Annotated in this window: 12 protein-coding genes; 7 read left to right on the top strand and 5 right to left on the bottom strand. The window is 45.8% G+C overall.

Annotated elements, in window-relative coordinates; genetic code table 11:
* Nucleotides 1-50: 50 nt before the first annotated feature.
* Nucleotides 51-1064, top strand: a complete 1014-nt coding sequence (locus V7K56_RS03030; protein ID WP_334907475.1) for a type I glyceraldehyde-3-phosphate dehydrogenase — start codon at nt 51-53, stop codon at nt 1062-1064.
* Nucleotides 1065-1105: 41 nt separating this feature from the next.
* Here V7K56_RS03030 and thiL read toward each other — a convergent pair whose 3' ends face one another.
* Nucleotides 1106-2128: a thiamine-phosphate kinase gene (gene thiL, locus V7K56_RS03025; RefSeq protein WP_334907473.1), complete on the bottom strand. Its 1023-nt coding sequence runs from the start codon at nt 2126-2128 to the stop codon at nt 1106-1108.
* 89 nt (nt 2129-2217) lie between these two features.
* On the opposite strand from thiL, the gene V7K56_RS03020 reads away from it, so the two are divergent.
* Nucleotides 2218-2799, top strand: coding sequence for a Uma2 family endonuclease (locus tag V7K56_RS03020; RefSeq protein ID WP_334907471.1), 582 nt, complete (start codon nt 2218-2220; stop codon nt 2797-2799).
* Between the two features lie 77 nt (nt 2800-2876).
* Here the strand turns inward: V7K56_RS03020 and V7K56_RS03015 are convergent, their stop codons facing one another.
* Complete coding sequence (locus V7K56_RS03015) at nt 2877-3983, bottom strand: peptidylprolyl isomerase (protein ID WP_334907469.1); 1107 nt, start codon at nt 3981-3983, stop codon at nt 2877-2879.
* A 265-nt stretch (nt 3984-4248) separates the two neighbouring features.
* Here V7K56_RS03015 and efp point away from each other — a divergent pair, with 265 nt between their 5' ends.
* The 3 genes from efp (at nt 4249) to V7K56_RS03000 (ending at nt 5883) form a co-directional block, all read left to right on the top strand.
* A complete protein-coding gene (efp, locus tag V7K56_RS03010; RefSeq protein ID WP_334907467.1) occupies nt 4249-4806 on the top strand; it encodes an elongation factor P in 558 nt (185 codons plus the stop codon).
* 109 nt (nt 4807-4915) lie between these two features.
* Nucleotides 4916-5473 carry an acetyl-CoA carboxylase biotin carboxyl carrier protein gene (gene accB / locus V7K56_RS03005; RefSeq protein ID WP_334907465.1) on the top strand — a complete coding sequence of 186 codons (558 nt, stop codon included), beginning with the start codon at nt 4916-4918 and terminating at the stop codon, nt 5471-5473.
* Nucleotides 5474-5535: 62 nt separating this feature from the next.
* Nucleotides 5536-5883 (top strand): ArsR/SmtB family transcription factor, encoded by a 348-nt coding sequence (locus tag V7K56_RS03000; protein ID WP_334907463.1) that lies wholly within the window; start codon nt 5536-5538, stop codon nt 5881-5883.
* Nucleotides 5884-6197: 314 nt separating this feature from the next.
* On the opposite strand, the gene V7K56_RS02995 is transcribed toward V7K56_RS03000, so the two are convergent.
* Entirely contained in the window at nt 6198-6809 is a 612-nt protein-coding gene (locus tag V7K56_RS02995; protein WP_334907462.1) for a GerMN domain-containing protein, read from the bottom strand.
* A 387-nt stretch (nt 6810-7196) separates the two neighbouring features.
* Nucleotides 7197-9011, bottom strand: a complete 1815-nt coding sequence (locus tag V7K56_RS02990) for a proline--tRNA ligase (RefSeq protein ID WP_334907460.1) — start codon at nt 9009-9011, stop codon at nt 7197-7199.
* 205 nt (nt 9012-9216) lie between these two features.
* Between V7K56_RS02990 and V7K56_RS02985 the strand changes: the two genes are divergently transcribed.
* Nucleotides 9217-9786, top strand: a complete 570-nt coding sequence (locus V7K56_RS02985; protein ID WP_334907458.1) for a Uma2 family endonuclease — start codon at nt 9217-9219, stop codon at nt 9784-9786.
* Nucleotides 9787-10205: 419 nt separating this feature from the next.
* Entirely contained in the window at nt 10206-11585 is a 1380-nt protein-coding gene (locus V7K56_RS02980; RefSeq protein ID WP_334907456.1) for a 1-acyl-sn-glycerol-3-phosphate acyltransferase, read from the top strand.
* A gap of 413 nt (nt 11586-11998) precedes the next feature.
* Here the strand turns inward: V7K56_RS02980 and V7K56_RS02975 are convergent, their stop codons facing one another.
* On the bottom strand, nt 11999-13120 hold the full coding sequence (locus tag V7K56_RS02975; protein ID WP_334907454.1) for an alpha/beta fold hydrolase: 1122 nt from the start codon (nt 13118-13120) through the stop codon (nt 11999-12001).
* Nucleotides 13121-13336: the final 216 nt, after the last annotated feature.

Genomic DNA, 13336 nt, shown 5'->3' with positions numbered 1-13336 from the left:
TGGGGTCAACGATATCAACATATAAGCATAAATACAGAGGGCAAGACACTGTGATTAGAGTTGCAATCAACGGTTTCGGGCGGATTGGACGTAACTTTGCGCGTTGCTGGGTGGGTAGAGAGAATAGCAAGCTCGATCTTGTCGCTATTAATGACACTTCAGACCCTAAAACCAATGCCCACCTGCTGAAGTATGACTCAATGCTAGGCAAGATCAAGGATGCTGAGATTAGTGCCGATGATAACTCTATCATCGTTAACGGTAAGACGATTAAATGCGTATCCGATCGCAACCCCGAAAACTTGCCCTGGAAAGATTGGGGAATTGACCTAATTATCGAAGCAACCGGGGTATTTACTAGCAAAGAAGGAGCGCTCAGGCACGTAAATGCTGGAGCCAAGAAAGTTCTGATTACCGCTCCTGGTAAAAACGAGGATGGTACTTTTGTGGTTGGTGTGAATCATCATGACTATGACCACAACAAACACCACATTATCAGTAACGCTAGCTGTACTACCAACTGCTTGGCACCAATCGCCAAGGTGTTGAACGATAAGTTCGGCATCATCAAAGGCACGATGACCACCACCCACAGCTATACAGGCGATCAGCGCTTGTTAGACGCTTCTCACCGGGATTTGCGACGGGCAAGGGCCGCAGCGATAAACATTGTACCTACCTCTACTGGCGCAGCAAAAGCAGTGGCACTGGTTATCCCAGACCTCAAAGGCAAGCTAAATGGCGTTGCCTTACGCGTACCAACCCCGAACGTCTCAATGGTAGATTTCGTAGTTCAGGTTGAGAAGCGTACTATTACTGAAGAAGTTAACCAAGCTCTCAAAGATGCTGCCGAAGGTCCACTTAAAGGGATTTTGGAATATAGCCAACTAGAACTGGTTTCTTCTGATTATCAAGGTACTGACGCTTCTTCGATTGTCGATGCTAGCTTGACTTTGGTTATGGGCAATGACCTAGTAAAAGTTATGGCGTGGTATGACAACGAGTGGGGTTACAGCCAACGAGTCTTGGATTTGGCAGAATTGGTAGCCGAGAAATGGCAATAAATTTAGTCATTGGTCATTAGTTTAAGACAAATGACAAAGGATTAATCATCAAAATGTTGAAATCCCTGGCTAAGATTCAGAACTTGGTCGGGGAATTTTTTTTGTTCGTCGTGCAATAGTACTATTGATCCGGGTATTATGTTGCCTACAATCGCAGCACCTTGACCAAGATATTGTACTAAGGCTAATGCTGACTTTTGTGGCAAGCACAGCACTAATTCAAAGTCTTCACCACCGTATAGAGCATACTCTAGCGCTTGTTCTTTTGTCAGCCAATGGCCAAAAGCTGCTGGCATGGAAATTTGTCTGCATTCTAGGACAGCGCCAACACTACTGGCGCGGCAGATTTGAATAATCGCATCTGCCAAACCATCGCTGCTATCCATACCAGCAATAGGCATGGGACATGGGGATGCTAAAACTTGACAGATTACTGGTAGGACATCTAATCGTGGCTGTGGGCGCTGGTGTGCGCGGATTAGAGCGGTGCGTTCTGCATCTTTGAGGTTTTGTCCTAATTCGGGATGTAAGAGCAGTTCTAAGCCAGATCTTGAGGCTCCATGAACGCCTGTAACAACGATCGCATCTCCCACAACAGCAGCAGAACGGCGGATAATTTGACTAGGGTTAACTTGACCAAAAGCGGTAATTGCCAGAGTAGTAACAGGCGATCGCACCACATCACCCCCGACAATTGAGGTATTGTACTGTTGCAGACATTCTGTCATTCCCTGGTATAGTCGTTCAACCCAACTCACCCTAACTTCACCGGGGAGTCCCAACCCGACAGTGATTCCCAATGGCGAAGCACCCATTGCTGCTAAATCTGATAAATTGGCAGCAGCAGCTCGCCAACCAGCATCTTCTGGGGAAGTAGTGAGGTTGCTAAAATGTACGCCATCAACCAGCACATCTGTAGTCACTACCAAAGATTGCCCTGGTGCAGTTTTAAATACTGCGGCATCATCACCAATAAGTTCTGGAGGACAGAAGCGCTGTAATCTTTCTAAAAGACCTTGTTCACCAATGTCTTTTATTTGTTGAGAAGATAACTCACTGTTCACAATCGGTTTTCCGGGTTGCAAAATTACTAAGAAAACTGATGATTTACTTTACTGCTTAAGATAAAGATATCGTCTAGGAGTCAGTTGGAATGGTAATAACACCAGTAACCAGCATCACATTTGAAGAGTACTTAACCTACGATGATGGCAAGGGTTTCCATTATGAACTAGTGGATGGCAAGCTAGAGCTAATGAATCCACCTACTATTGAACATTTCCTGATTGCCAAATTTCTTGAGCAATTACTAGATGCAGAAATCAAACGTTGTAACTCTACTTGGTTGTGCTTTCAAGAAAGTGGGGTGAGAACAGGTAGAAATAAATCTAGGTTGACTGATTTGTGTGTAGTGACACTGGAGCAAGCTAGAGAATTGTTGAATGCTTCAGCAGTATTTGAGTCACCTCCGTTATTAATTGTCGAGGTGGTCAGTCCAGAGTCTGTAAAACGAGACTATCGTTATAAACGCTCTGAATATGCGGCTTTAGAAGTCCCTGAATATTGGATTGTAGACCCACTAAAAGTAAAAATTTCGGTATTACTACTGGAAGATGGATTTTACGAAGAGACAGTTTTTACTGCCAACCAGCAAATTGGATCACGGACTTTTCCAGAATTAGTGATTGCCGTTGATCAAGTGTTCACTGCCGGGAATTTGAGTCAGGGGAGTTAGAAGTTAGGAGTTAGAAATTAGAACTTAAGAGTTAGTAATTATTCTCCCCCTGCTCCCCCTGCTCCTCCCGCTCCTTCTTATGCAGCTTGCGGCTCAACCAGATTTTCTATTCCCTGAACCACAGTTGCCGATTCAATTTTGTCACCAGCCTTCAGTTTATCCAAAACTTCTTTACCTTCGGTGAGATAGCCAAAAACGGCATAACGACCATCCAATAGGTTGCGTCCGGCGGGGGTGAGTTCTGGTTCAAACAAAAAGAAGAAAAATTGTGATGAACCACCATTTACTTCACTTTCAGGACGAGCCATCACTACTGCCCCAAAGGCAGAGAAGGGTAGAACTGGCATATCAACGTAACGACCAGCTTCTTCTAAAGTGATGCCATAAGTAGGTGCTTTATCGCCTTGAACTAAGATTTCTAAGGGAATAGCACGATATTTGCCCGTTGTTGGATCAATGAAGCCCACATCTTTCCCGGCAGGATCTCCAGTTTGGAGAAAGTAAGATTCTTCAGAACGGGTAAATTCTAAGCCATTATAAAAACCTCTCTGTACCAAATCTACAAAATTACCAGCAGTTACAGGGGCACTATAACCGTCTACGACAAGGGCCAAATCGCCTTTGTTGGTTTTGATTTCTACAGTGGCACGACCTTTAAGTTGTGGCAGGTTACTGTATTGGGCAGGAACTTCAAAGGGGAATTGTTTCACCATTGAATCTTCTAGCCCAGTAACGAGATTTAGCAGTTTAGTTCTCTCTTGCAGAATTTGTTCTTTATCTTTGCTGTTCGCCAATTCTTCCAATTTACCAACCCCAGCTTTCAACTCGGTAATCCAAGCTTCGGCTTGGGGTTGGCGTTCTGCGGGAACGCTTGTTAAGATTTGGGAAGGTTTATCGAGAATGCGGGATGCTTGGCTGATGTCTTTGGAAATAGCACCCCAACGTCGATTCGCCCGCAGTTGGACAGAGATGTCCTCTAAACTGCCTTGTAGTTGCCGCACAGGTTTGTTATCTATCGGGAGTGCATACCGCAACAAAGCCTTTCCGTCGGTAACTGCATTGCCAGCTGGCAGTGCGGCGCTACTGGAGGGAGTCCACCCAGCTGTAGTTATGCCTAAAAATATTGTTACCAGCAGTATTGCCATTAGGCTGTTCTTCAGCCAGGATTTTAATAAGTTAAGCATGGGATAACTCAAATGCAGCAGTGAATTGTTGACTGGACGTAACCCATCAATAATCTTCCCACAGTATGAGTGCTGAGTGCTGAGTGCTAAGTGCTGAGTGAAAATAAATGCAAGTGGATGGGGGGAGTGGGGAGTGGAGGATGAGGGGGATGAGGAAGAACCCAATGTCCAATGCCCAATGCCCAATGCCCCGTGACTAAATAGCTAATTACTCCGCTTGAAGGGTACAATAAATGCCGATTGTCTTCCAAAATTTGAAAGTTTCATGATCTCCAGTAACGACTTTCGACCCGGTGTTTCAATTGTATTGGATGGGTCTGTATGGCGAGTGCTTGAATTCTTGCACGTCAAACCAGGCAAAGGTTCCGCCTTTGTACGAACTAAGCTAAAAAATGTCCAGAGTGGGAGCGTTATGGAAAAAACGTTCCGCGCAGGGGAAACAGTGCCGCAAGCCACTCTAGAAAAAAGCACGATGCAGCATACCTATAAAGAAGGCGATGAGTACGTCTTTATGGATATGGAAACCTATGAAGAAGGCAGATTGACTAGAGAACAAATTGGCGATCGCGTCAAGTACCTCAAAGAAGGTATGGAAGCCGAAGTGATTCGGTGGGGCGAACAGGTACTGGGAGTAGAGTTACCTAAGTCTGTGGTTCTGGAAATTGTACAAACAGATCCAGGTTTAAAAGGTGACACTGCCACAGGTGGCTCAAAACCAGCAACTCTGGAAACTGGTGCAGTTGTGATGGTTCCTTTATTTATTTCCCAAGGGGAACGTATCAAAGTTGATACCCAAGAAGATAAATATATCAGCAGGGAATAACTTTCATCTCTACAAAGATGCTTGCTCCCAATTGAAATCCCTACACAGGGATTAATTTCCTGCCACACTTAAGATGCTCATTTACGGATAGGTCGAGGTAATAAAAACTGTGCCATTGGACTTTAATGAAATCCGCCAACTTCTGGTAACTATCGCACAAACAGATATTGCAGAAGTCACGCTCAAAAGCGATGATTTTGAGCTAACAGTCCGTAAGGCTGTGAGCGTTAGCAATCAAATGTTGTCGGTAGGTCAAGGGACTTTAGGCGGTGTGGTAGGTTCAGGCTTGACATTGGGTTCATCTGGGGGAAACCAGACGAGCGGAAGTCAGGTGACGGAGGTGTCTACATCTCGTGTATTTGAGAATACTGGAACTAGCACACAAATGCAGTTGTCAGTAAATCCTCCCTCAACTATTGACCAGAGATTAGTAGAAGTGCCTTCCCCAATGGTCGGAACGTTTTATCGCGCTTCTGCGCCTGGGGAAGCGGCATTTGTGGAAGTAGGCGATCGCGTCCACAAGGGTCAAACAGTCTGTATCATTGAAGCCATGAAGCTGATGAATGAAATCGAAGCCGAAGTCTCTGGACAGGTGATGGAAATTCTCCTCCAAAATGGCGATGCTGTAGAATATGGTCAACCTTTGATGCGAATTAACCCTGATTAAGTATTAATGTATATATGATGTGAGTCATTGTTAAAACTTTCAGTCTTTGCGGGTTAATCCTGATGAAACAAACGTTGCCTTTACCACCAGAAGTGGTGCAACAAGTAGCTGAATACTTCAGCCTGTTAAGTGAGCCAATGCGCCTACGGCTGCTACACTTATTACGGGATGAAGAAAAATGCGTGCAAGAGTTGGTAGAGGCAACACAGACTTCTCAGGCAAATGTATCAAAACACCTGAAGGTAATGTGGCAAGCAGGTATTCTTAGCCGCCGCAGTGAAGGAACTTGCGCCTATTACCGGGTGGAAGATCAAATGATTTTTGATTTGTGTAATCGGGTTTGCGATCGTCTCGCCACAAGGTTAGAGCAGCAAGCCCGTAATTTTCGTGTGTTAAATAGCAAGAATTAGGTCAGTTGTCATTTGTCCTTTGCGCTTTGTCCTACCCTGCGGGAAGCCCTTCGGGTGACGCTCGTACCTCGCTAACGCTACGCTAACAGCAGTCACTCATGGGGGAAACCCCCAAGACCGCGCTGCTTCACCGCTGGCGCGTCTACGTCATTTGTCCTATCCTGCGGGAAGCCCTTCGGGTGACGCTCGTACCTCGCTAACGCTACGCTAACAGCAGTCACTCATGAGGGAAACCCCCAAGACCGCGCTGCTTCACCGCTGGCGCGTCTATGTCCTTTGTGAAAAGCTAATGACTAATGACCAATGACTAATGACTAAAGCGGATAATCTTTCTGAAACTGTTCGCGAGTTAGCGGTTGTTGTAACTCTAAACCCTCGCCGCCTAAAACATCCAACGGTTTGCCGTTCACGTCAATGTATACCTTGGCTTTGGGATTTAAACTTGTCGCAGTATAAACAACTTGTCCGACGCGGCCCATCATTGAGGTGCTACCACCACCACTGGTAAAATCTTCAGATAAATTAACGTGAACCTCGTTATTTTCCGCCTTCAGTCCCAATAGCTTGGTTCCTTTAGGGATAGTTGTTGAATCTGTCCCTTCTGTTGGGCCTGCTAACAAACTCTGGAAAGCTGCTTCCAAAGGCTGGTTGGGTCGAATAGAAGCGACTTTAACAGGTTGGGGAACCAAAGCAACATTTTTGTCTTTTGGTCTGAGCCAATAAACATTAGGGGTTTGCTCATTAGCTGGCTGCCTAGTTGATGGCTGTACGGGCTGTTCAATGCGCCCAGAGGGGTTTGACGGTGTAGGAGTATTGCCAGATTGTGTGGTAAACCAAGCTACACCGCCACCCACCGCTACAACCGCTGCTGACACGGCTGCAATTACGCCTGAAGAAATACGATTAGATCCTTGTTGGTCTTTCATGTTCAAAACCTTCCTAACTGAGGGCTGATATGGTAGTTATGTGAGGAGCAGCCTGGTTAAAGACGATACTTATAAGTAGAGAGTTTCCCACCCACAATTTAGAGGAGACTTGATGGCTTTTAATCCTATAAATCCCCAATCTAATTTTAGAATTTTTATTTTTAATCAGTCACCTACCAGATTATGTAAATTATGGGGAATGGAGAGTGGGAAGCAGGTGAGCAAAGGAGCAGGGGAGCTAGGGGACAGAAAGGCAGAGGGACAGTGAGAACAAGGGGGACAAGGGGGACAAGGGGGAATTATTGAACAAGTCTCTCCCAAGTCTCCCCCCTCTTCCTTGTCTACCTTGTCTCTTCTTCATGCCCTGTTTGCCCAATTCCCCATGCCCTATGCTCCATCTCCTATTGCTTCCGTAATCCACTTATGAAGTGTTGTTGTCACTTCATCAATGGCAATTTCTTGAGATTTACGGGTTGCTCTTTCTACAACTTCAACTTTGCCATTAGCGATCGCCCGCCCCGTTACAATTCTATAAGGTATGCCTATCAAGTCAGCATCTTTAAATTTCACTCCCGCACGTTCGTCGCGGTCATCTAGTAGGGTTTCAATTCCCTGGGAATTGAGTTCTGTGTAAATATTTAAAGCGATTTCGATTTGTTGAGCATCCTTTATGTTGGGAATTGTGACGATCGCATGATAAGGTGCGATCGCAACTGGCCAAATAATTCCATCTTTATCGTAAGATTGCTCTACGGCAGCTTGTGCTAATCGTGATATACCGACACCAAAACAACCCATAATTAGCGGCTTTTCTTCACCTTGTTCATTGGTATAAGTTGCTCCCATGCTTTGTGAATATTTAGTGCCTAATTGGAAGATGTGACCTGCTTCAATTCCACGGGCGCTTTGTAAGGTTTGTTCTGGGTTATGGATGGCGCGATCGCCTGGTCTTGCCTTACGAATATCTACTACTCGTTCTGGTAATTTAAATTGCTCATTCCAATTAGCACCAACTACGTGATAACCAGCTTTATTCGCGCCTGTAACAAAGTTTTTTAAATCAACGGCTGTTTGATCCACCAAGCGTAAAAACTTGGGATGGATCTGTTTATTAGCAGTAATAAACTCATCTGCGATGTCTGGCGCAATGTAGCCTAAAGGTAGAGATTTAGTTGTCCATGTTTGTTGGGCTTCTACATTTGGTACATTCAAACTAATAATAGTTTTAGCGCCATACAAAGCCGCTAGTTTAGTCAATTCATTTTGCAACTTGACTTCATTAACTTCTTGATCGCCTCGGATGCTCGCCAGAACTAACACCGTTACACCATTATCATAAACTGTCTGATAAAGGACGTTTTTCACCAATTGAGTGGGAGAACAGTTGAGGAGTTGACACACCTTTTCAATCGTTTCTGTTCCAGGTGTATCGCGTTTCTCGTAGGTTGTAAACCGTGAGGTTTCGGCGTCAATTGGTAAAGAAACAGCCTTTTCTACGTTAGCGGCGTATTTACCATCTTCAGTGTAAAGAACTTCGTCTTCACCAGCTTCTGCCAAAATCATAAATTCTGTGGAACCAGAACCACCAATTGCACCAGAATCAGCTTCCACTGCCCGAAAAGCTAAACCAGAACGCCGTAGGATATTACTGTAGGCTTTATACATATCCTGGTAAGTTTCTTTGAGGCTAGCTTCATCGGCATGGAAAGAGTAGCCATCTTTCATGATAAATTCCCGTCCGCGCATTAAACCAAAGCGGGGACGAATTTCATCGCGGAATTTGGTTTGAATTTGGTAGAGATGTAGGGGTAGCTGGCGATAAGAGCGAATCATATCACGAGCGATCGCTGTGACGACTTCCTCATGAGTTGGGCCTAATCCTAATTGTTGCTCCCGGCGGTCAATTAGGGAAAACATGATCCCCTCAGCTTTGGTGTAAGTGTCCCAGCGTCCCGATTCCTTCCATAAATCAGCAGGTTGTAATTGTGGTAAAAGACATTCTTGTGCGCCTGTAGCGTTCATTTCCTCCCGTACAATCTGGGAAACTTTTTGTAGTACTCGCCACATTAACGGGAGATAAGCATAGATCCCACTACCGATGCGACGAATGTAACCTGCACGGAGTAATAATTTATGGCTGGGAATCTCAGCTTCAGCTGGATCGTCCCGGAGTGTAACGAATAACATTTGTGACAGTCGCATCGTTTATAGCCTTTCTTTGATCACTAATTTGTTTATAAACCACCTGGCGATTAGAAATCGCAGCCACACAAACTCTCGTTTGCCTGCGCGGACTTAGAAGGTATCCTAGTTTTTGCTACGTCTAGGGCAAGCGTGATAGGCATCATACAGCCGTTAAGATATGGCATGATATAATCTTTGCAACTATTTAATCTAGGTCTAGGTTATGAGTCCTTTGACATTAAAACTAGACACCGTTCACCTAAGCGACGAACAATTTTATCATTTATGTCAAAATAACCGCGAATTGAAGTTTGAACGCACTACCAAGGGAGAATTAATCATCATGTCCCCCGTTGGAGGTGAAAGCGGGAATCGAGAAGCAGATTTAATTATTGATTTAGGAATCTGGAATCGGCAAACTGGCCTTGGTTTTACCTTCAGTTCTTCTACTGTATTCAAATTACCTAATGGTGCTGATCGTTCTCCAGATGCTGCTTGGATTCAACGAGAACGTTGGCAAGCACTTACACCTGAACAAAGACGCAAATTTCCCACCATTGCACCCGATTTTGTCATTGAATTAAGGTCAGCAACAGATGATTTGGAAATGTTGCGTTCTAAAATGCAGGAATATATGAATGCAGGAGTGCAATTAGCATGGTTAATTAACCCCCAACAGCAGCAAGTAGAAATTTATCGCCAAAAACAAGATACGGAAGTGCGAAATCTACCCATACAATTATCGGGTGAAGATGTATTGCCAGAATTTAGGTTGAGTCTATCCTGTTATTAAGATTTGCAAGTGCTGCTAAACCTCTACTATCGCCCATACTTTCCATTGCAGTAGAAAATACTTTATAAAGCCTCAAACTTCGATTAAATCAAAGTCTCAGAATTTGCTTCTCTTGTATCGGCAAAACCCTAGCTTTTTGGCAGAAACTTTTTCCATGTCACTGATGCTTCGTGAAAACGAAAAAGTCAAACTACTGCCCAACAAAGCTTTCAGCGTCAGCTTGAGCGTTGCCAAAAAATGGATAAAGTCGAGCTAAGAAGGTATCCTAGTTTTCTAAGCTGAGTGATGTGCGAAGCACAACGCAATAGGCAGGTTTTACCTAAACTTCATTATTTAGGGCATATTACAGCCATTAGAATATTTTAAAAGAAATAATCATCAGGCGATTAGAATCAGGGCATCTTTAGGAGAAAAATACTTTGGCAGATGTAATTTATCAAGCACAAGCACCCTTAGAATTTATTCCCCCAGCGTTTAACCCTTTATTACTACGAGTTGTCCATCTGTTGCTACCCAGTTGGATAAAATGGCAAACACCTATTACCCAAATTGAAGCAGACAACGTAGAAGTTTTGGTGGATCTCTATCGCCAATTTCAGGAGGGTAAAATCCGTTTTCTGCTGGCATTTCGTCATCCGAAAACAGACGATCCGTTTTGTTTGGGCTACTTGCTGTCTCAACTCGTGCCAAAGGTAGCACGATCGCAAGGTACAACACTACAATTTCCCATTCATGCTCATTTTATCTACGATCGCGGCATTCCTCTATGGGCAGGTGCTTACGTTGGCTGGATTGCTTCTCATTTAGGTGGTACTCCAATTCAACGAGGTAAGGCTGACTGGACGGGATTACGTTCGGCGCGTGAGTTGTTTGCCAATGGCAAATTCCCGATGGCGGCTGCGCCAGAAGGTGCTACCAATGGTTTATCAGAGAATATTAGCCCTCTAGAACCTGGTATCGCCCAATTAGGCTTTTGGTGTGCTGAAGATTTGCACAAAGCTGGAAGCGACCAACAGGTTCTAATTGTACCAGTTGGAATTAAATATAGTTATGTTGATGCTCCTTGGGATGCGATCGCTAATCTTTTGAGTGAATTGGAAGCGGCTAGTGGTTTACCTGTGAATCCAGCAGAAAATGCTTCTATAGAATCGCTTTATCCTCGGTTGTTGACTTTGGCTGAACATTTACTTTCGCTGATGGAAAAATTTTACACACGCTTTTATCATCTAAAGCTTACAGATGCCAAAACAGTAGAAAAAGAAATCGAAAATAGAAATGAAGCATTAGCTGTTCGTTTGCAAGCTTTATTGAATGCGGCGTTACTAATATCAGAACAGTATTTTGATTTGCAGTCAAAAGGTACTTTAAGTGACCGATGTCGGCGGGTAGAACAAGCTGGGTGGAATTATATATTTAGAGAAGATTTTAAGGATGTAAAAGGAGTATCTGCTGTTGAAAGAGCTTTAGGCGATCGCATTGCTGAAGAAGCGAATGCACGGATGTGGCACATGCGTTTAGTAGAAAGTTTTGTGGCAGTTTCTGGTAATTATATTCGTGAAAATCCAACAGCAGAAAGGTTCGCTGAGACGACTTTAATTTTATGGCAGATGATTGCTAAAATCAAAGGTAATAAAGTGCAACGTCCACAATTGGGTAAGCAAAAGGTAAAAATTACTGTGGGTGAACCCATATCTATTTCTGAGCGTTACCCAGCGTATAAGGAAAATCGTTTGGGTGCTAGGCAAGCTGTTGCTGATGTGACAAATGATTTACAGCACGCGTTGGAAAAATTGATTTAATTCGGCGTTGCATAAATGCGGGATGATTCAGTTTAATACGAGTATTTCCCAATACTTCAAGTAATGAAATAGTAACTGAATTGAATGCTTCAATATATCTACGGGCTTAGAATAGTACAATGTTTTGAACTATACAAGGCTTAGTGAAAAAATACAACAGGTTAAAACCTGTTGAGTCGCCTTTCATCCCCCGCTTATAAAGACGGGGGCTTTCAGGCTCCCATTTTGTTCGGGTAAGACCGATGTTTGAGAAAGGTGGTGATATAGAGCTGAACCGTCTCAGGTGCGGCACCGATCAGCGCCGGCGCACATTCGGTCTCATGGAAAGCCATGTACCAGATGTCCCGCAGCCGATCGGGCGTGCCGTAGGGCAACCGCTCCGCGTGTGGGACTTCACTTTCCCACTGTCGCCATCAAAGATTTTTGCTCTGGAGCCAGGTGCGAATGGCCTGGATGTGTTCTGCCTTACGCTCCAGCGGCAGCCAATGTCCAGCGGGCAGACTTGTCACAGTAAGGTCTGCGCAGGCCGCGCGCATCGGGTCGCCTTGGTGATTTCCGGTGATGCTGCAGATCTGGTCAAAGTCGCCGTTGACGAACAGCACTGGCTGCGACAGGCGGCCGCCATTGGGCGCCTTGCGAGCGTAGGCGATGTTGGCGTCATCGTTCAGGTACCACGCGCAGGGAGGGCGGAAGCCATGAGCCTTGAACGCCTGTACCAACACGTCGAAGTCCGTCGGCGGCCAGAGAGCCGGGTCAGGTCGAGTCGGCGGGGCGCGGTGCGCGGCGCCGAAGCGCCCCCCGTTGCGCGTGACCACCGCATTCGGCGAAACCTTGCCGACGGCGGCGGGGCTGCCTGGTTGAAAGATCGACGCCAGCGTTGCTGCTCGGTCTGCGTCGAGGTCGGCGATCGCCGCCTCGAAGTGCGTCGTGTAGAATCGGTAGTAATCCCATTGGCCATCCGGATACTGGTCAGCCGGGTAAATCGTTCGATCGACCAGCGGGACGAGCGTGGGCAGGGCGTTCGCGTCGGGAAAATACGCCAGCGAGGTCAGCACGACGCCACGGCTGCGCTTGGGCTCATGCCCGGTCAACTCACCGGCCACAACACTGCCCCAATCGTGGCCAACCCAGATCGCAGGCTTGCCGCCAAGGTGGTCATGGAGCTCCGCCATGTCTGCCACGACTTCCTTGATGGTGTAGGCGTCGTTGGTTGCAGGCGTGGAAGAGCCGCCGTAGCCGCGCAGATCAGGAGCGACGCAGTGCCAACCGTCGGCGGCGAACGCGTCCATCTGGGCGCGCCACATCAAACCGATGCTCGGCCAGCCGTGGAGGAAGATCATCAGCGGTCCGTCGGCCGGCCCGCACTCGATGTAGTGCGTTGTCTGACGAGGCGTGCTGAAAGTGCGCGAAACCAGCGTGGAAAGCATTCCCAATGCTACACCCGACAGGGTGGCTGCGTCCATCCCGAGGAGGATGGAACGTCGGTTGAGCGTCAGGCCGGCTGCAAAACTGAGCGGTTGAAATGGGGCTGTCATGGTCGAATACTGGGAGCGTAACAAATTAGTATTATTTGTATTATGCGTTAGGGGACAGAGATTTCTATTGAGAATTACTAACGCCAAACCAGAAATACAAGCGTTTAATTCTCAATAATAGAGTTATTCAGCAAGGAAACACTTCATTGTACTCGAAGAATTTCGTCAAGCCGCCTACAGACATTTAGGGAAAGCCCATGATGCAACATTTGAACT

The organism is Nostoc sp., from assembly GCF_036917535.1.
In the GTDB taxonomy this organism is placed as follows: domain Bacteria; phylum Cyanobacteriota; class Cyanobacteriia; order Cyanobacteriales; family Nostocaceae; genus Nostoc.
The sequence above is the reverse complement of the archived record's forward strand: the minus strand, read 5'-3'. Positions and strand labels throughout refer to the sequence as shown.

Coding starts and splice junctions, on each gene's coding strand:
- V7K56_RS03000 (WP_334907463.1), top strand. CDS start 5,536: ATGAAACAAACGTTGCCTTTACCACCAGAAGTGGTGCAACAAGTAGCT.
- V7K56_RS03015 (WP_334907469.1), bottom strand. CDS start 3,983: ATGCTTAACTTATTAAAATCCTGGCTGAAGAACAGCCTAATGGCAATA.
- V7K56_RS02985 (WP_334907458.1), top strand. CDS start 9,217: ATGAGTCCTTTGACATTAAAACTAGACACCGTTCACCTAAGCGACGAA.
- V7K56_RS02990 (WP_334907460.1), bottom strand. CDS start 9,011: ATGCGACTGTCACAAATGTTATTCGTTACACTCCGGGACGATCCAGCT.
- V7K56_RS02975 (WP_334907454.1), bottom strand. CDS start 13,120: ATGACAGCCCCATTTCAACCGCTCAGTTTTGCAGCCGGCCTGACGCTC.
- efp (WP_334907467.1), top strand. CDS start 4,249: ATGATCTCCAGTAACGACTTTCGACCCGGTGTTTCAATTGTATTGGAT.
- V7K56_RS02995 (WP_334907462.1), bottom strand. CDS start 6,809: ATGAAAGACCAACAAGGATCTAATCGTATTTCTTCAGGCGTAATTGCA.
- V7K56_RS03020 (WP_334907471.1), top strand. CDS start 2,218: ATGGTAATAACACCAGTAACCAGCATCACATTTGAAGAGTACTTAACC.